General features: G+C 51.6%; 15 protein-coding genes and 1 riboswitch. All 15 genes read left to right on the top strand.

The window, feature by feature from the left end; all coding sequences use genetic code 11:
* Positions 1–447: 447 nt before the first annotated feature.
* The 15 genes from yabN to ftsH all read left to right on the top strand — a co-directional run bounded on the left by yabN (position 448) and on the right by ftsH (position 19717).
* Positions 448–1950 (top strand): bifunctional methyltransferase/pyrophosphohydrolase YabN, encoded by a 1503-nt coding sequence (gene yabN / locus GNP95_RS25150; protein ID WP_155613556.1) that lies wholly within the window; start codon positions 448–450, stop codon positions 1948–1950.
* 184 nt (positions 1951–2134) lie between these two features.
* Positions 2135–2407 (top strand): HU family DNA-binding protein, encoded by a 273-nt coding sequence (locus tag GNP95_RS25145; RefSeq protein WP_155613555.1) that lies wholly within the window; start codon positions 2135–2137, stop codon positions 2405–2407.
* The gene (locus GNP95_RS25140) at positions 2407–2679 is read left to right on the top strand and encodes an RNA-binding S4 domain-containing protein (RefSeq protein WP_155613554.1); all 273 of its coding nucleotides are present in this window, start codon (positions 2407–2409) and stop codon (positions 2677–2679) included. Before GNP95_RS25145 ends, GNP95_RS25140 begins: the two co-directional genes overlap by 1 nt.
* Positions 2680–2797: 118 nt before the next feature.
* Positions 2798–3079, top strand: a complete 282-nt coding sequence (gene yabP, locus GNP95_RS25135; RefSeq protein ID WP_155613553.1) for a sporulation protein YabP — start codon at positions 2798–2800, stop codon at positions 3077–3079.
* On the top strand, positions 3076–3651 hold the full coding sequence (gene yabQ / locus GNP95_RS25130; protein ID WP_155613552.1) for a spore cortex biosynthesis protein YabQ: 576 nt from the start codon (positions 3076–3078) through the stop codon (positions 3649–3651). Before yabP ends, yabQ begins: the two co-directional genes overlap by 4 nt.
* 13 nt (positions 3652–3664) lie before the next feature.
* Complete coding sequence (locus GNP95_RS25125; protein ID WP_155613551.1) at positions 3665–4024, top strand: FtsB family cell division protein; 360 nt, start codon at positions 3665–3667, stop codon at positions 4022–4024.
* Positions 4025–4139: 115 nt separating this feature from the next.
* Complete coding sequence (locus tag GNP95_RS25120; RefSeq protein WP_155613550.1) at positions 4140–4619, top strand: S1 domain-containing RNA-binding protein; 480 nt, start codon at positions 4140–4142, stop codon at positions 4617–4619.
* Positions 4620–4994: 375 nt separating this feature from the next.
* Positions 4995–7496 carry a stage II sporulation protein E gene (gene spoIIE / locus GNP95_RS25115; protein WP_155613549.1) on the top strand — a complete coding sequence of 834 codons (2502 nt, stop codon included), beginning with the start codon at positions 4995–4997 and terminating at the stop codon, positions 7494–7496.
* Positions 7497–7683: 187 nt separating this feature from the next.
* Positions 7684–7772, top strand: a riboswitch (cyclic di-GMP riboswitch).
* Between the two features lie 191 nt (positions 7773–7963).
* Positions 7964–9727 (top strand): methyl-accepting chemotaxis protein, encoded by a 1764-nt coding sequence (locus GNP95_RS25110; RefSeq protein ID WP_155613548.1) that lies wholly within the window; start codon positions 7964–7966, stop codon positions 9725–9727.
* A 79-nt stretch (positions 9728–9806) separates the two neighbouring features.
* The gene (locus tag GNP95_RS25105; RefSeq protein WP_155613547.1) at positions 9807–13553 is read left to right on the top strand and encodes a non-ribosomal peptide synthetase family protein; all 3747 of its coding nucleotides are present in this window, start codon (positions 9807–9809) and stop codon (positions 13551–13553) included.
* A 156-nt stretch (positions 13554–13709) separates the two neighbouring features.
* Entirely contained in the window at positions 13710–14453 is a 744-nt protein-coding gene (locus GNP95_RS25100) for a vWA domain-containing protein (RefSeq protein ID WP_155613546.1), read from the top strand.
* Positions 14437–15378 (top strand): serine/threonine protein kinase, encoded by a 942-nt coding sequence (locus GNP95_RS25095; RefSeq protein WP_413773775.1) that lies wholly within the window; start codon positions 14437–14439, stop codon positions 15376–15378. The genes GNP95_RS25100 and GNP95_RS25095 overlap by 17 nt, the downstream gene beginning before the upstream one ends.
* Positions 15379–15435: 57 nt before the next feature.
* On the top strand, positions 15436–16869 hold the full coding sequence (gene tilS, locus GNP95_RS25090) for a tRNA lysidine(34) synthetase TilS (RefSeq protein WP_155613559.1): 1434 nt from the start codon (positions 15436–15438) through the stop codon (positions 16867–16869).
* A gap of 61 nt (positions 16870–16930) precedes the next feature.
* Positions 16931–17470, top strand: coding sequence for a hypoxanthine phosphoribosyltransferase (hpt, locus tag GNP95_RS25085; protein ID WP_155613544.1), 540 nt, complete (start codon positions 16931–16933; stop codon positions 17468–17470).
* 102 nt (positions 17471–17572) lie between these two features.
* Positions 17573–19717, top strand: coding sequence for an ATP-dependent zinc metalloprotease FtsH (gene ftsH, locus GNP95_RS25080; protein ID WP_155613543.1), 2145 nt, complete (start codon positions 17573–17575; stop codon positions 19715–19717).
* The last annotated feature ends 21 nt before the right edge of the window (positions 19718–19738 follow it).

Raw genomic sequence — 19738 nt, 5'->3', positions numbered from 1 at the left:
GGCGTGTGGCGGCGCTCGCCGAGAGCCTGCTCGGCGTGGCCGTGGGCGCCGCCGTGTTCGCGGCAGCCGTGCTGCGCACCGGGCTGCTGAGCGCGGCCGAGCTTGCGGCATTGCCGCGCGTTTCGCCGCGGCTGGTGGCGGCGCTGCGCCGCCTGCGGCTTGTGCGCTAGCGGCGCAGCTCTACCAGCTCGCCGCAGCGCCGTCCGCGCTGGCAGCCCGAACCTGTGCCGCTAAGCGGGCCATAGGCCGCGCGGCGGCAGATCGCCGTCCGCGCTTGCTCGGCTCTACACCCTAGCTTCTAGGGTGTCCGCCACGGAGCTCTGCGTTGCCAGCGCGCCGCTGCACGGTACCGCTGTGCGTCTCGGCGCCGGACCGCTTGCTCCATCCCCGTAAATCGCGTTATAGTAGAGGACAATGATGCTAGAACAGGAGTGTGACGATAGCGATATGAGCAGAGCGATCATAGTGGTTGGCCTCGGATCGGGGGATCCGGATCAATTGACGCTAGGAATCATAAAACAGTTGAAATCAGCGACGGAGCGCTACGTCCGCACGAAGGATCATCCCGTCGTAGCCTGGCTTGAATCGGAAGAGGACATCCGGTTCGAATCCTTTGACTCAGTTTACGAAGAGCACGAGGATTTTCCGTCCGTCTACGAGGAGATCGCGGATAGGCTGGTGGCCAGGGCCCAGAGCGCTGATGACAGCGGGGTCATTCTATATGCGGTTCCGGGCCACCCGATGGTGGCCGAAGCGACCGTGCAAATTTTGCGGCGGCGCTGTCCAGTGGAAGGCATTCAGCTAGAGGTACGGGGCGGAGAGAGCTTCCTGGATCAGGCCTTCGTCCGGTTAGGCTTTGACCCGATCGAGGGTTTTGCGCTGCTCGACGCATCGGATGTAGGCGCAGTGAAGCTTGATCCGCGCATGCATACACTGATTGGCCAGGTATATGATACCTTTACAGCCTCCGATGTTAAACTTGGCCTGATGGAGATGTACCCCGATGACCATGAAGTGGTCGCCTGTCATGCCCTCGGTGTGGAAGGCCGGGAGCAGATCGTGCGCGTTCCGCTGCATGAGCTCGATCATGTGGCCGGGTACGGCAATTTATCGCTAATCTACATTCCGGCAAGCCGGGACGAGCAGTTGCGCAACAGAAGCTTTGAGCGGCTGCATGAAATCGTCGCGATTCTGCGGAGCCCGGAAGGATGTCCGTGGGACAGGGAGCAGACCCATCGCTCCATCCGCAAGAATCTGATCGAGGAAACGTACGAGGTGCTGGAAACGATCGATGACGACGACCCCGACCATATGCGGGAGGAGCTTGGGGATTTACTCCTGCAGGTGATGCTGCACTCGCAAATGGAGGAAGAGACAGGGCTCTTTACTGCCTATGATGTAATTCAGGCTTTGAATGAGAAGCTGATTTACCGCCACCCGCACGTCTTCGGCGAGCTGAATGCCGAGGATGCGGAGGCAGCGCTTAGCAACTGGGAAGCCATGAAGGCGGAGGAGAAGCGCAGCAAGGGAATCGAGCCGGAGGAGCAATCCGCGCTTAGCGGCGTCCCTCGCGACTTGCCAGCATTGATGAAGGCTTATAAAATTCAGAAGAAGGCTGCAAAAGCCGGATTCGATTGGGAGGACATCTCCGGAGTTTGGGACAAAATCGAGGAGGAGCTTGCCGAGCTTAAAGCATCGGTTGGGCAGGGCGAGGATGCCGAAGCACAGGTGCTGGAGCTGGGCGACGTGCTATTCTCTGTCGTCAATGCCGCCCGATTCATCGGGGTTGATCCGGAAGAGGCGCTGTCCTTGACAATCCGTAAATTCGTACGCCGCTTTCGGCATGTCGAGCAAAGACTGAAAGAAGCGGGCAAGACGCCGGCCACGAGCTCCCTTGCGGAGATGGACAAGTATTGGGATGAAGCCAAGGAGCTCGAACGCCAGCTGTAAAATGGCCAATTTGTCTAAATAGCGGTGCTTTTTGGATAAAAAATAAAAAAAATATCGATATCGGGCAGGATTTTTAGAATTAAGCAAGAATACTCTTACACAAGGTATGGCGACTTATTCGGAGACTTCTCTCCATTGTGCTGCCGTATTTCATCATTTCTTTAATTATTGGGAGGCATTATTGATGAACAAAACAGATCTGATCAACAACATTTCCAGCAAAAGCGGCTTGACTAAAAAAGACGTTGAGTCTGTATTGAATGGTTTTCTTGGCGAAATCACCGACGCTCTCGCAAGCGGAGACAAAGTTCAACTGATCGGCTTTGGCACGTTCGAGACTCGTAAACGTTCCGGCCGCACGGGCCGCAACCCGCAAACGGGCAAAACTATCGAAATTCCCGCATCCAACGTTCCAGCTTTCAAAGCGGGCAACAAACTTAAAGAAGCTGTAAAATAATGCGTCTTGATAAGTTCCTGAAAGTGTCGCGGTTGATCAAGCGGCGTACGGTGGCCAAGGACGTCTCCGATCAGGGGCGGGTTCTCATCAATGGACGCGAGTCCAAGCCGAGCACCGCCGTGAAGATCGGGGATGAAATCACGATTCAGTTCGGCCAGAAGCTGGTAACCGTACGAGTCGAACGACTGGCGGAGACAACGCGTAAGGAGGAGGCCTCCACGCTGTATACGCTGGTGAAGGAAGAGCCGATTCCAAAGGACAACTTTCTATGAACGATTAGGATGATAACGAACAAATAACGGCGCCGTTATGGCGCCGTTTTCGTTTTTTTAGCAGTTCTAAACTGAACCCTCTTTCCATAAGCTATTTTTAGAAGGAGGGGTACATGCCATGGTGGATCTCAATAAGGGAAAGCATCAGGAAGTTCGACTATTCCAGCGCAAGCTGCTTGAAATTACAGGCGTGCTAAATGTAGAGAGCTTCGATAGCGAGGAGTTCTTGCTTCAGACGGAGCTGGGTCATTTAACCATTCGCGGCCAGAATTTACATATCAAAAATTTGAATTTGGAGCAGGGACTCGTCAGTATTGAGGGTCTCGTCAATTCCCTGTCCTACATTGATCCCGGCTCCCATTCCGGCGGCAAAGGGCTGCTCGGCAAGCTGTTCCGATGAATTTGGAGGTTCAATGGGCGACGCTCTTATGGATGGCTGTATCCGGGGGTATATTGGGCATCGCCTTTGACAGCTACCGTGTCGTTTCGGGGCAACTCCGCTTTCCCCGGTGGAGTGTACATGCCCTGGATCTGCTGTATTGGGTCGCAGCCTCGCTTTTCGTATTCCGCATGCTGTATCACAGTAATCAGGGTGATTTGCGTTTCTATGTCTTTTTGGGATTGTTTATAGGCGTTTGGATTTATTTTTTGTTCTTAAGTGTTATAACGGCGCGTTTTGTGGTAATGTTAATGAGGATAGTTAAAAAGATTTACCTCATATCGGTACGGATATTCAGAATTTTCATTATTGCACCGATAATATGGTTATTGAAGGGAATCAAGCTGTTATTAGGCTTTGCTTGGGTCATATTGCTGTTTATGGGGCGGATCACCCTGCTGCCGATTTGGAAGCTTCTCCTCTGGGCCCTAAGGCCGCTGATCAGGAAGCTCCGAATCATAGAGTTGGCGGTATCGGTTCGCGATCGTATAACAACAGTATGGAAGCGCTGGTTCGGCAGAAAAGAAGATTAGAAGGAGGTGCCCTATGCGCAGAACAGCTATGTCCACAAATTCCAAGAATCAGTCCAAGGGTCAGGCTGCCCATCAAATGGCTGGGGCACGACGGCGACTCCGGATTTGGATGGGGTTTATGATTATTTTTCTGGGCTGGGCAGTGTATACATTTTTTTCCCAGTCGGGTGAAATCAATGCCAAATCCCAGCAGCTGGAGGAACGCCAAGCTTCGATGAACGCCGCCACGCAGAGCTTGGAGCAATTGAAGTACGAAATCAGTCGTCTCCAAGACCCCGAATATATTGGACAAATCGCTATGAAGAAATACGGGCTTTATAAACCCGGTGAAATCCCGGTTCGGGTCTCCGAATCGTCACCGGAAAATGACTAGTTTTTGCAGGACATACGTCTGTTGACCTTGTTTCCGTCATTCGGTATAATCAAATCACCACAGTCATGATTTCGAGGCCTGGCTGTATATTTTTAAGGGAGGATCATTTTATTTTATGGCAATTGAAGTGGGCACCAAGTTAGAAGGAAAAGTGACAGGCATCACGCATTTCGGAGCATTTGTGGATCTGTCAGGAGGTGTCACGGGTCTCGTTCACATCTCAGAAATCGCCGACAATTACGTCAAGGATGTTAACGATCACCTGAAGATAGGCGACGCTGTAACTGTCAAGGTTATTAACGTCGACAAGGACGGTAAGATTGGCCTTTCTATTAAACAGGCCGTGGACAAACCGGTAGAGGCAGAAAGACCACCTCGCGCACCGCGTCCGGATCGTCCTGGCGGAAGAGAGGGAGATCGTCCCGGCGGCGGATTTAACCGTGAACGGGGAGGGCGTTCATTCAAGCCCCCAGCCGGCAAAACTTCTTTTGAAGATAAAATGTCCCGCTTCCTCAAAGATAGTGAAGAGCGCATTTCTTCGTTAAAGAAGAACACCGAGGGCAAACGCGGAGGCCGCGGAGCCAAGCGTATGTAGTTTTCTTGAAAATGAATGATGTATACCGCAGGCGGAAGGATAGCCTGCGGTTTTTATTTTTAAACTGTTCTTTTCCCTCGCGGGCAAGAGCAGTTTTTTTGTCGTCTTCATTTTTTTACCGACAGGTTACTACCCTTTTCCAGTTATCTCATGAGGAATCGCTAGATGATAGGCTCTCCGTTTTGCTTCTCAAGTGCGAACATAAGAACCCCTGTAGAGCCGCAAGTTTAGGAGGGGCCTACATTCGCGCTGCTTTATAAATCCCTCTCAATTTGTCGGAAATTTCTTTTGATCCGCTCCGATATGTGACAAACTTTCCGAGGACGGCTCCCTATAATGGGACATACCTAAAAACTTAGAAAGGGTGGTGCCAGGATGAGAGGAAAATGGAATGTCATCGCTTTCCCGGGAACGAGAAGGATGAAAGAGCAGGTGAAGGAACCTTGGTGGAGGGAATGGAGACAAATTCCCGGACTGAATAGAGCGAGCGAGTTTTTTGCGGCAAACCGTTGGCTGCTGCTGATGCTGACGATGGGTTTTTTGCTCGGCAGGGCGGCGATTTTGGACGAATTGTCTCCGTTTGCGGCCGCTTTTTTCGCTGTAATGATATTCCTGCGCCGGGATGCCGCGATACTCATTGCTTCTTCCATCCTTACGGGAGCCCTGTTCGGGTCTGGTGATCATGTTATAAGTATCGCTGCGGAGCTGCTGATTTTTTACTTGGTTTTTCGGGGGATGGAAGCCTTCGAGCGGGCGGAGCTGACTTATGCGCCTTTGATGGTGTTCACTTCAACCTTTATCGTAGGGTTGTTCGGTGCCGTAATTGGTCCATCGCTAACCTGGTATGCCTTAACGATGACCGTTATGGATGCGGTATTAAGCTTTGTTCTGACACTGGTATTTATGCAGGCGATTCCCCTGTTCACTTTCCGTAAAAGAAGCTATCAGCTGCGCAACGAAGAAATATTATGTCTCGTCATTATGCTGGCCTCGGTCATGACCGGACTCGTCGGATGGGAGATTTACGGATTATCGGCAGAGCATATTCTATCCAGATATTTAATCCTGCTGTTCGCAATGGTAGGCGGAGCTTCGCTAGGAGCATCCGTTGGGGTCGTCACGGGGCTCATACTAAGCCTGGCCAATATGTCGGCGCTATACCAAATGAGTCTGCTGGCTTTTTCCGGCATGCTGGCGGGCATGCTGCGGGAGGGGCGCAAGTGGGCAGTCGGCTTTGGCATGCTGCTAGGCTCCTCCATACTGTCTGTGTACTTGACTGGTTCCAAGGATATTATCGCTTCGACGTGGGAGAGCTGCGCGGCCGTGCTGCTGTTTCTGTTGACGCCGGGCAGCGTCTTCAAGATGATCGCGAGGTATGTGCCGGGCACCCAGGATCATACCAAAACACAGCATGAGTACGCCAAACGGGTACGGGATATAACAGCGGAACGGGTTACGCAGTTCTCGAAAGTGTTCAAGCAGCTGTCCCGCAGCTTTGGACAAGCAGCCGGTTCGGGCGACATGGCGAAGCGGAACGAGGAGTTCGACCATTTCATGAACGCCGTTACCGAGGGAGCCTGTGCCTCTTGTTTTCGCAAAAATGCCTGCTGGGACGGGAAATTCTATCAAACTTACAAGTTCATGACGGAAATGATGACTGCCGTGGAGGAGAAGCCGGACTTAAGCAAAAGGGATTTGCCGGCGAACTGGAGTAAACTATGCTCCAAAACGGAGCGAGTACTGGAACTCATGAAGCGGGAATACGATCTGTATCAACATGATATGCAGTGGAAACGGCAAATATACGACAGCCGGCAGCTCGTAGCAGAGCAATTATCGGGCGTCTCCCAAGTGATGGAGGACTTGGCCAAAGAGATTAAGCGGGAGGGACAGGCGATGTACCGGCAGGAGGAGCAGATCCGTGAGGCTTTGGAGAAGCTCGGGCTGTCCATTTATAGCATCGATATCATTAATCTCGACCAGGGGAATGTGGAGATCGAAATCGTGCATGCCTATACCCGTGGATTTGACGAGTGCCGCAAGATTATCGCCCCGCTGTTATCTGATATATTGGGCGAGCATATTGCAGTGACTGGAGAAACGGAATACAGGGCCAAGGAGGGACTGGCGACGGTAACCTTCGGGTCGGCGAAAACATATGAAATCGTCACCGGCGTAGCAGGAACGGCTAAAGGCGGTGACCTGCTGTCCGGGGACAGCTTCAGCGCCATGGAGCTGGGCAATGGCACCTTTGCGGTGGCCATCAGCGACGGCATGGGCAATGGGGAAAGGGCGAGGCAGGAGAGCAGCACGGCTCTAAATATTTTGGAGCAGCTTCTGCAATCCGGCATGGATGAGACCATTGCCATTAAATCCGTGAATTCGATACTTATGCTGCGTTCTCCGGACGAAGTATATGCCACAGTGGATATGGCGCTGATCGATGAATATACGGCCAAGACGACATTTATGAAGATCGGCTCTTCGCCTAGCTTTATCAAACGGGGCAATGAGGTAATTCCCGTATCGGCAAGCAATTTACCCATCGGCATCATTCAAGAGATCGACATCGACCTGGTAACGGTCCAGCTTCATCCCGGAGATACGCTTATTATGATGACGGACGGCATTTATGACGCCCCGGGTCACGCGGTTAACAAGGAACTATGGATGAAGCGGCTTATTTTGGAGATAAAGACAGAGGACCCGCAGGAAATGGCGGATCATTTGCTCGAGTCCGTCATTCGCTACCAGAAAAATGTCATTCATGACGACATGACCGTCGTTGTAGCCCAAATAGAGCATTTACGCCCGCAGTGGTCAACACTGCATATTCCAGGCATTAGCCGGTTAGAGCGGCCTCGGACAGTAAGCTGAAAAGGAGAATGCATTTCAGAGAATGGTATGAATATGAACTTTTTGTGAGAAAAGAGAGGGGTCTAAAGAACTAGTTTTGTAAAAAATACGTAAAAAATGCTATTTTCGATGGAAAAGTTTTGAACTATATAGTAATATCGACCTTATTATTAGGTATATTCCATCTAAAGAACTTAATCTCATATTCTTATTTTTTCGGCAAAGCTATCGAAAGGTAGTGACGCAAAGCTATAGGGACTTACTCTCCAATCGGAGAAATGTCAGCCAGCTGCAATAAGAAAAGCCAGAAATGGCCCTCTGCAGGAGCTCTATGCTTCCTTGTCAGTGAGGGCAGCTTTTCATGCAGGTGTCTGCGATAAATGAGTGAACTATGGTTGCTTCTACGCTGTAGTTCACTTTTTTTGCTTTAAAGAAGGAAATAAGACATCTAATCGATCTATTCAGAGAGAAGGAGAAGGAGAATTGCCATGAAGCTGCCAAGTTTTTTAAGAAAGTTAACCCAATTGAGCATTGTTTCCAAGAACATGCTGCTGACGAGTCTATCGATCATATTGACAGGAGTCATATTAATCGCCTCCAGCTTCTACATTCAAGGCGGGGTTCTGACGGACCAGCTAAGAAACGATTCCCTTAAAATTATGGAAGCCTGGAGCAAAAAGGTAACCGCCGACGAGGCGGCCGAAGCTATGGGCAATACAGATCCCAAATCGCCTGTTCAAGAGAAGCTGACGCTCCTGTTCGATGAACTGTCGGCCACACATCCGAATGTCGCTCAAGGATATATTTTCGGTTCCGAACTGGTGGATGGCAATAAGACACTAATGATTGCTTTCCCTAGTTTCATCCTCGATATGTTTGCGGAGGAAGGCCTTCATTTGGGGGATTTGCTGGAACAGCCGGATTTTCATGTGCAGGGCGTCCGCGAGATGATGCAAACGAAGACAATCACTTATACGAAGCCGTATAAAGACGATTATGGAACATGGCTGACTGTGCTGTACCCGTTCCAGGACGGGCAAGGAAATGTCATTGCTTACATGGGGATGGACATCGATGCAAGCTTGATTATGCAAGGACAACAGAGTTTGCTTAAATACGCATCGATTGCTCTTGGAGCAACCCTGCTGGTTATCCTTACTCTGCAATATATCCTGATGAGAAGAACCTTTGCCCCGGTGAAGGATTTGATGGCCGCGCTGGACAAGCTGAGCCAAGGGGACTTCAGCGTCCAGCTGAAGACGAGTCAGGACGAGCTTGGCCAGATCAACGCTAAATTCAATTCCACGGTAAGCAACATCAACCGTCTGGTAGCGACAATTAAGGATGTGTCGATTCAATCCGCAGAGCAATCCAAGGTGCTGTTCTCTACCGTGGAAGATAATCATGAGAGTTCACTCACGATTACGAATAATATCGAGGAAATCTCCGAGAAGGTATCCCTCCAAAGCAAATCGATTACGGAGAGCGCTACTTCTCTGGAGGATATCGCTTCTGGAGCGAATGTGATTGCCGGGAATACCTCCGCCGTATCGGAAGCGGCGATGCAGATGAAGGAGCAATCCGAGCAAGGCGGCGATAAAGTAGAGAAGGTCATGACGCAAATGGGCTCCATACATAAATCGGTCAAATATTCGGTCGATTCCATTGAGCAGCTGCATAAGCGCTCAGGCGAAATTGAGGAAATTGTCCAGGTCATGACGCAGATTGCCACGCAGACGCAGCTCCTATCCCTCAATGCCAGCATTGAGGCTGCCCGGGCAGGGGAAGAAGGCCGCGGCTTTGCCGTGGTTGCTAACCAAGTCAAGAAGCTGGCCGAGGAGTCGGCGAAATCTGCGGAACAGATTGCTGAGCTTGTCCGGCATATTCAGCAAGAGACCCTTCAGGCCGTCCAGGCAATCAATGAGGGTGAGCATAATGTTGCGGTCGGCATCGGCATTGTCCAAGAAACGGGAGAGCTGTTCGGCTCAATACTGTCGGCTACCGATGCGGTAACCAGTCAAATTCAGGAGGTATCCGCGGCTACCGAGGAAATGGTGGCGGAGACGGAACAAATTACGGCGGCCATCAAGCAGCTTGCTGAACTGGCTGAGCGTAATGCTGCCGTGTCCGAGGAGATCAAAACGGGGGCGATGGAGCAGCGGAACTCCTCCAATAAAATTGTCAATGCCGCTGAACAACTGAATCAGATTTCCGATAAGCTGGAGGAGCTCGTCGCCGGTTTGAAATTATGAACACGGCGTAGATGTTCCAGGCATACGTGCCAGGCTCACTGGTTGTTAAATAGAGAGATCGCTTGAAGGAGTAGATACGATGAATACCATACTGGTAACGCAACAGAGCAGACAGTATTGGCTGGATGAACTGAAGCCCCCGTTGTCCGGTTTGGATATGTACACCGACTTTCCTAAACACGGACAGATCAGAGAGCTGCGCGAAACGACTTATGCACTGGATTTAAATATGAAACAGCTGGATGCTGTGCTAAGGGGCACGGATGAGCTGCGGGCATGGATGATCGCCTGCTATTGCGTATTCCTGCATAGAATGACCGGTGAGCAGGAGTTGATCTTCGGCGTGGGAAGCAGCCGGGGTCATCTGCTGCCAGTAAGGATAGTACTCGAGAACCACAGCCAATTTTGCGATCTGTATAAGCAAATTGCGGACAGGCTTGTACAGGCTGAGGCGGCCAGTATGCCGTTAGAGGAAATTGAGGGCATTATTGGCCCCATTCCCGAGCTGGAGGCGGTTTATGGCAGGAATGAAAGCAGCAGACCAGGTTTGCTTCACTGGGATGTGAGGGTTGAACAAGGTCAACCGCTGATTCATATTGCTTATCCGGGCAATTTATTTAAGGAAACGACGATTCGGAGGTACGGCGCGCTATTTCAACAAATCGTGGATGCTGTGCTGGCGGACGAACGCGTTGTGATCGGCAGGATACCTTTGTTGACGGAGGAAGACGTTGAGGTTTATGCCCGGCTGAATGACACAGCAAAGGAGCTGCCAGAGGCGGCCAGCATTCCTGCGCTGCTGGGTTTGTCTCTGAAGCGGTACTCTGATCGGATCGCCCTGTCGTCCGGCCAGCGGGAAATAAGCTATGCGGAGCTGGATATAGAATCGGACCGGGTGGCGCAAATGCTGTTAAGCTCCGGGCTCGTTCCTGGCGATTTCGTGGCAATCTTTATGGAGCGGAGCCTGGAGGCAGTCATCAGCATGCTCGGTGTAATGAAAGCCGGCGGGGCCTATGTTCCGCTCGATCCCGAGCATCCCGACGACCGGAACGCGTATATTATCCAGGACACCCACTCGGCTATTGTCCTGACGAAGAAGCAGTATGCATCTAAAGTGGCCTCCTTGCTGGAAGAGCAAGAGAGGCGGCATGATCGGGGGCAGAGCCAGTCAGCATATCAGGTTTTTTGCCTGGATGGCAATCTCGGCGATTACCCGGCCAAGCCAGCAAGGGTGGCTGTTGGAGCAGATGACGTCGCCTACGTGATTTATACTTCAGGCACAACGGGCAGACCAAAGGGAGTATTGATTCCGCATATCGGCGTGATCAACTTAGCTGCTGCTACGGTGGAGCAGTTGGGGCTCCATGAACGGGACGTTATTTTGCAGTATTCAACCTTTAGCTTCGATGCCTCGGTCTACGATATATTCAGCGCTTTGCATGCGGGCGCCCGGCTGCATTTATTATCGGGGGACGAGCGGTATTCGGTCGAAGCGTTTACGGCGGCGATCGGATACACGGGAGCAACGCGTTTCGGCATACTGCCTACGGTTTTCTTTAATCAATTATCCACCTATTTAAATGAGGAAGAGGCCGACAAATATAAGTCTATCCGCAGCCTCGTCATCGGGGGGGAGGCTCTTGCGGGAACAGCCGTACGGTTATTCCAGAAGAAGCTGAAGCATCGTCCGCTGATCGTTAACGCTTACGGGCCAACGGAAGCAACCGTAGTCACGACCGTTAACCCAATCGAGGATGTAGTGCCGGATGATGTTTCGACCATAGGCATTGGCCGCCCTATTGCGAATTATGAAATATTAATCGTGGATGAGCATAATCAGCTTTGCCCTCAGAACGTAGCGGGAGAGCTGCTGATCAGTTCGGTGGGGTTGGCTCGAGGTTATTTAAACCAGCAGGACAAGACGGATGAAGCGTTTATCCTCGACCCCGTTCATCCGGAATCCGGCAAAAGATACTACCGCTCAGGCGACCTGGTTCGCCTGCAGAATGATGTTATCGAGTATATGGGACGCAAAGACCTCCAGGTGAAAATTCGGGGCTATCGGATAGAAGTTGGAGAAATCGAGGATCATTTAGCAAAATTTGAAGGTATCAGGGATGTAGCGGTCATTGCTAAAGACGGTACGGACGGCTCCAAAATGCTGGTTGCCTTCTATACTTCACGGGACGGAGGCGGGCTAAGCCGGAATGAGCTGCAGTCGTTTCTGAAGAGCAAGCTGCCAGCATACATGGTTCCGAGCCATTTCGTTCCGATCGATGCAATGCCCGTGTCGCCTACCGGTAAAATCGACCGCAAGCAGCTGGCGCTTTTTGAATACGATATGCAAGATGAACAAGAGACGGATTATATCCCTCCAGTAAATGAGCTGCAGCTAGAGATTTCAGCTGCCTGGGAAAAGGTGCTTGGCCGCACCCGGATCGGCATACACGAGGACTTCTTCGAGGCGGGAGGGCATTCTCTGAAAATACTGGAAGCCCTCGTACTGTTAAAACCGAAATACCCCGGGCTGAGGATAGGCGATTTCTTTGCAAATCCGACGATCGCGATGCTGGCTGAACGGGTAGCGTCCCTTGCGGTTGAACAGGGCGCAGGCATTTCGGTCGGAGTGGAAGGCTCCGAGCTTGTCGACTTGGCGGAGCATCCTTTGCAATTTGGCAGGAAGGGTATCGCGGAGGCTTCGTACAGCCAGCAGCATATTCTGCTGACGGGGGCCACCGGATATCTCGGCTCCAGGCTTCTGCAAGAGCTGCTCGAGCGGAGTGAGGCCATGATCTATTGCTTGGTTCGTCCAGTTAGCGGAAGTGAGCCTTATGAACGTCTACTGCAAGTCATGACGGCCTATTTTGGGGGCAAGAGCGCAAGCAAAATGGAGGGACGCGTAATTGCTGTAGCAGGAGATTTGCAGCAGGATAACTTGGGTCTAAGCGACAGGGAGTACGCTCTCCTGCGGGAGCAGATCGATTCGGTGGTGCATTGCGGTGCGGAAGTGCGGCATTTTGGGGAACCGGAATATTTCCGACGTGTGAACGTGGACAGTACGGGACGCCTGTTATCGCTGGGGAAAGGAAAGGACAACTTTCGTTTTCATTATATTTCCACGATCGGCATTCCGGAGGATTTGGCCATGAGCGGACTGTGGGACGCATTTACGCAAAGTGAGACATATGATTACTCCCTCAGCATTGACAATGTATACACGAACAGCAAGCTGGAGGCGGAGAAACTAGCCGTTAGCGCATGCGAAGAGGACGGCGTGCCCGTTACCGTATATCGCGTAGGGAATCTGTCCTGTGATTCGAGGAGCGGAATCTTTCAGACGAACATGGACAGCAATGCATTTTACCGTATGCTTAAGGCGATGCTACTGCTGGGTAAGGCGCCTCGCGTAAGCTGGCAGGTTGATATTACGCCGATTGATTACGCTGGTGAGGCCATAGCGACGCTCCTGCTGCTGAATCGCACCGCAGGGCGGATGTTTCATATATGTAATCCCGTGCAAATCTCATATGAAGATATGATCGACCAGTTTAGGGATTACGGCTACTACATCTCTTTGCTGGATTGGCCCGAATATGAAGCATGGCTGCTGGACTCCAGCCAGCCAAAGGATCAGAAGGGAACGGAGCTGGCGATGGCTCAATTGGAGGGTGACGGCGCTAAAAATTCCGTCTACCGCTTCAGTTGTCCGCAAACGCTGGAATATATCAGGGCAGCCGGCATCTCCTGCGCCGCACCGGATCGCTTCTTATTCAAGAAGTTAATCGATCACGCGGTAACGGTAGGATATTTCAATCCTCCGAAATAAATGCATGGAAATAGAAACGGAAGGCATAGGTACGGGGGGGATAGCCCAGTATCTATGCCTTTTTGCAATTTGGTCGGAGAAGCGGCCTGTATCCTGGTTTGAATCGCGATTTCTCTGGAAATGATAGAGAAGAGAGATTGGAAGGAGGCTTGTGCAATGCGACAGATTATGCTGATTACAGACGGATGCTCCAATGTAGGCGAGAGTCCGGTTCTAGCAGCGGCCCTGGCCCGGCAGGAGGGAATCACGGTCAACGTTGTCGGTATTATCGACTATGGAACGATCGGTGAGCTGGGCAGTCAGGAAATTGCGGAGATCGCCAAGGCCGGCGGCGGAATGAGCCAGCTTACCGGAACGGAGCGTCTTGCCCAGACGATGCAAATGTTGACGCGCAAGACGGTGGTTCAGACGGTTCAGCAAGCGGTTAATAGAGAGTTGAGGCAAATTTTGGGAAATGGGAGCATTGTAGATTTGCCTCCCGACCAACGTTCGCAAGTCGTCGATGTCATCGATGACTTTAGTGAAAGCAGTCCCCTGCAGATTGCGCTGCTTATCGATGCCAGTGCGAGCATGAAACCGAAGCTTGCCGCCGTCGAGGAGGCAATTCGCGATATGATGCTCAGTTTGGGAGCAAGGAAAGGACAGAGCCAGCTGGCGGTGTTTCACTTTCCGGGGCCGAGGGGCGAAGATGCTGTACTCGATCTGGATTGGACAGTGGATCTCGGCGGCGCTAGGTCGATTTTTCAGCGATTGGTAATGAGGGGCGCAACGCCTACCGGGCCTGCGATCAAGAAGGTGATGGAATTCTTCCGGTATGGTACACTGGATAGAAACGGAAAAGTGGCTTGGCCGGAGGAATCCGATGAAGGAGAAGGAATGCTCGGTGACTACGTCGTTTAAGCTGAATCTGCCGCAGGGCACGCTGATTACCGGCCGATGGAGAGGCGGACGTTACCTCATCCAGCGGCTGTTAGGCCAGGGAGCCAATGGGGTCGTGTATCTGGTGAAGCAGGTGGACAGCGCAAGGCTGTACGCGCTCAAAATGGGTTTCGATACCGTAGATATTCAGTCGGAAATTAATGTGTTAAAAGCTTTGCAGCGCCAAGGACGAAGACATCATCCCGTTAGGCGGGACAATCCTGGCTATTTGGTCGAGGTAGACGATTATTCTTTCCAAGGCAAGGAGATCCCTTTCTATGTGATGCGGTATATAAAGGGGGAACCTTTACGGGCCTTCCTCGCGAGGCGCGGGAGCCGATGGATGGATGCCGCCGGAATGAATCTGCTACGGCAGCTCCGCCGCCTGCATGAGTCGGGCTGGGTATTCGGCGACTTAAAGCCGGAGAACGTTCTTGTGGGGACTTACGGGGAAGTAGAGCTGATCGATTATGGCGGTGTCAGCAGTATTGGCCGCAGTGTCAAACAGTTTACGGAGTGGTATGATCGCGGCTTCTGGAATGCCGGAGGCCGGACGGCAGAGCCTTCCTATGATTGGTTCAGCTTTGCCGTCGTATGTATTCACCTGCTTGCCGAGCAGCCGCTGAAGCATGCCGCACTGCAGCTGCCGCAAATGAGAAGCTCCGGCGATCTGCTTGATATCGTATACAAAGCCCATTCGCTAGCACCCTACAGAGGGTGGCTGCAGAAGGCGATTCAGGGGGAATTCCGTGATACGGCGGAGGCCTGTTTATTATGGAAGGAACTTGTGACGGCGTCCCGGCCGGAACCGGTGAAGAAGGCAGCGACGCCGCGTTGGATCATTAGCGCTTTCGCAATATCTGTAACGCTGCTGGTTTATGCGTTATACATGGCTTTCCGATTCTAATCCAAGAGTCTTGGATGAATTAGTTGGTGAGGTGGGAGACAATTGGACGATTACAGCATGTACCCCTTGGTGGAACGAGTTCGCCGTACCGGGGAGGAATACGGGTTGTGGTCTCCCGGAGATTGTATCGTTGTCGCGGTGTCCGGAGGACCCGATTCGGTTACGCTGCTTCATATTATGCATGCCATAGCCTCGCGAACGGATCAGAGGCTGAACCTCGTCTGCGCGCATATCAATCACGGGTTCCGGCCAGAAGCGTCTCGTGAGGAGGCGGAGTTCGTGCAGAGCCTGGCCAGGCAGCTTGATATGCCCTTTGAATTAGCGAATCTGGATATCCCTACATATATGAAGGAATCTGGAAAAGGGGCGCAGCTGGCGGCACGGGAGAAGAGATATGAATTTCTGCATGCGGTAGCAAGCAAATACGGAGCGGCCTCTATTGCCTTGGCTCATCATGCGGATGATCAGGCAGAGACGGTGATGATGCGCATTTTGCGCGGAAGCGGCACGTCCGGGCTTGCAGGTATGAGGATGAAGCGGCGAGAGAAGAATGTGAATCTGATTCGACCCTTGTTACGGATTTATAAAGCGGAAATCCTGAAGGTTTGTCAGGATGCAGAAATTCCTTACCGCATAGATAGCAGCAATCTGCAAAATAAATATGCGCGAAATGCAATTCGTTTGGATGTGCTGCCATTTTTGGGGCAATATAATGGACAACTGGCTGAGTCGCTGAATCGTCTGGCAGACACGCTTGGCGAGGAAGATGATTATTTACAGCAATTGACCGACCGGGCATATCAGGAGCTCGTCACCTCGGACGGTGAAGGCTTAGCCTTTCATATCGAGCCGTTTGGCACCTTACATGCCGCTTTACAACGGAGGTTGATTAAACTAATATTAAATTATCTGCCTTTCTGCTTGGAAGAAAGCGATTTTGTCAAGATTGAACGTGTTCGTCAAGGGGCGATTCAGAACGCTCCCACGACATGGAGTCTTGATCTCGGGGGTGGGCTGCAGTGTGTTCGTGAATACGACACCGTCAGGTTTATACCTAATGCAGCGGGGGGGATTGACGACCTTCGCTATACATACCGCGTGGACTCCATTCCTGCGGAAGTTGAGATTCAGGGTTTAGGCACCAACCTGTTGTTTGCGCAGACCGCGGCCGGGCAAGACGCTATGAGTAAGATGACGCACGGTAAAGACAGTGCTGTGTTTGATGCGGATGAGCTGGTCTATCCGCTTACAGTGCGTTCCCGTCAGCCGGGGGATACGATGAAAGTCATGGGGCTAAACGGCACCAAAAAGGTGAAGGACATCTTCATCGATGAAAAAGTACCTCCCTCTCTTCGTTCCCGCATACCTATAGTCACCGATGGCCAGGGCCGGATTTTATGGATTCCCGGCATTCGAAGGTCTTCGATCGCTGCGGTTGGACAGCATACGTCCTCCGTCTTGTTGATGACTGTAGTACGGGATGCTGAGTAACTAGCATCGGGTTATCGCCGGGTTAAGACATTCATAGTATAACGTAGGAGGTCTACTTATTTTGCAGAACGACATTAAGGAAATTTTAATTACCCGGGAACAGATTCAGGATAAAGTAGCAGAACTAGGACAGCGTCTTAGTGAAGAGTATGCAGGACGCAATCCGCTCGTCATTTGCATTCTGAAAGGCGCTTTTATTTTTATGGCGGATCTCGTTAAAGAAATTACCGTACCGCTTGAGCTTGATTTCATGGCTGTATCCAGCTACGGATCATCAACGAAATCGTCCGGCGAAGTCAAGATCATCAAGGATTTGGATACCTCTGTGGAGGGACGCGATGTTCTGATCGTAGAGGATATTATCGATAGCGGTCTGACTCTCAGCTATCTGGTGGATGTTCTGGAGCGGCGGAAGGTTAATTCCGTCAAGATCGTTACTCTGTTTGATAAACCGGCTGGACGTACGGTCGATTTGGAGGCTGATATGTCAGGATTCGTGCTTCCCGATGAATTCGTTGTCGGTTATGGGCTTGATTATGCCGAGAAATACCGGAACCTTCCTTACATCGGAGTTTTGAAGCCAGAAGTGTACAAGAGCTAAAGCCCATATCTGGCCTTTGGCCGAACATCGCCTGCGACTTTTTTGATAATGAGTAAGGGACTATGGTAAAATAACTTAAGTTGTTTTGAGAGGAGGCAGGGGATGAATCGGTTCATCCGGAATTCTGGTTTTTATTTAATACTTTTCTTAGTCGTGGTGGGCATCGTCCAAATCCTAACAGGCACAAATGAAACGGCCGACACCCCTAGATACGATCAATTGCGTCAGCAATTGAAAGCCGATAACGTCCAGGAAATGACAGGGAAATTTGACGGTTACGCTTACTTGGTAACCGGTAAATATAAGCAAGCCGTCGGAGAGAGTAAAACGACGAATTTCACGACTTATATTCCTTACGACCCGAATGTGTTGAAGGAAATCGTGGATTTAAGCGAGCAGAACGGCTTTCAGTTGAACTGGAAGAAGATGCAGGAGCAGAGCATCTGGCTTACGTTCCTGACTTCGCTGCTGCCGCTTGCGATTATGTTTATTCTGTTCTTCTTCCTGTTCAACCAGGCGCAGGGTGGCGGCGGCAAAGTCATGAACTTTGGCAAGAGCCGGGCGCGTCTCTACAACGAGGAGAAGAAGAAGGTGACGTTTGAGGATGTTGCCGGGGCGGATGAAGAGAAGCAGGAGCTTGTCGAGGTTGTCGAGTTCCTGAAGGATCCGCGCAAATTCTCCGCTGTTGGGGCACGTATTCCTAAGGGAGTACTGCTCGTAGGTCCTCCGGGTACCGGTAAGACGCTCCTTGCCCGTGCGGTTGCGGGCGAAGCCGGCGTTCCGTTCTTCAGCATTTCCGGTTCTGACTTCGTGGAAATGTTCGTCGGTGTCGGTGCGTCGCGGGTACGGGACCTGTTTGAGAATGCGAAAAAATCAGCTAGCTGCATTATTTTTATCGATGAGATTGATGCTGTCGGCCGTCAGCGTGGCGCTGGCCTTGGCGGCGGTCATGACGAGCGGGAGCAGACGCTCAACCAGTTGCTCGTTGAGATGGATGGATTTGGAGCGAATGAAGGCATTATCATTATTGCGGCAACGAACCGTCCGGATATTCTGGACCCGGCGCTGCTGCGTCCGGGACGCTTTGACCGTCAAATTACGGTCGATCGTCCAGATGTCAAAGGCCGCGAGGCAGTACTTAAGGTACATGCCCGCAACAAGCCGCTGACGAATGATGTCCGGTTGGATATTATTGCGAAGCGTACGACGGGCTTTACGGGTGCTGATCTCGAGAACTTGCTCAATGAAGCGGCACTCCTCGCTGCACGTCGCAATCGCAAGGATATTTCGATGAGAGAGGTTGACGAAGCTATCGACCGCGTCATCGTAGGTACGGAGAAGCGCAGCCGCGTCATCAGCGATCGCGAGAAGCGGATCGTTGCTTACCATGAAGCAGGCCATACGATTGTAGGCTACTTCTTGGAGCATGCGGACATGGTGCATAAGGTAACTATTATTCCGCGCGGACGTGCGGGCGGATATGTAATTATGCTTCCGAAGGAAGACAGGATGCTTGTCACGAAGCAGGAGCTGCTTGATAAGGTAACGGGCCTTCTGGGCGGCCGTGTGGCTGAGGAGTTATTCATCGGCGAAATCGGTACTGGAGCATACAGTGACTTCCAGCAAGCGACAAGCATCGTGCGCAGCATGATTGTAGAATACGGTATGAGCGAGAAGCTTGGACCGATGCAATTTGGCACATCGCAAGGCCAGGTATTCCTGGGTCGCGATATCGGCCATGAACAGAACTATAGCGATCAAATCGCCTATGAAATCGATCAGGAAATGCATCGTTTCATCACAGAGATGTATGAGCGTTGTAAGCAGCTTCTGACCGAGCATTCCAAAGAAGTGCATCTTATCGCGCAGACTTTGCTCGAGAAGGAGACGCTGGAGCTGGATCAAATCAAGCAACTGATCGAGCATGGGAAATTGCTTGAGCCTGGCGAAGGCGGTGAAGGCAGCGATAATTCGGGAGAATCGGGCGAACCGGTCGTTGACAATATCGGTGATGTGCGCGTTCGTATCCAAGGCAAGCCAGAGGACAGCTCTACAGGCGCCTCGGGCATTCCAACCGGGGACATCCCTAATGATGTGCCTAATGGATCGGCGAATGATATTACAAGCGATCCGGTTGTGGATACGCCAGATGGAACAGTTAACGATCTGCCGAATGCTGACCGTCCTGATGGGGATGACCCAAACAAAGGCAGCGGCAACAATGGAAACAATAACCCGACAGTATAGTCGGTCGATTGAAAATGAATC

Origin of the sequence: Paenibacillus woosongensis (assembly GCF_009725165.1) — a bacterium.
GTDB classification, from domain to species: Bacteria; Bacillota; Bacilli; order Paenibacillales; family Paenibacillaceae; genus Fontibacillus; species Fontibacillus woosongensis.
This window is presented reverse-complemented; position numbering and strand designations above follow the sequence as displayed.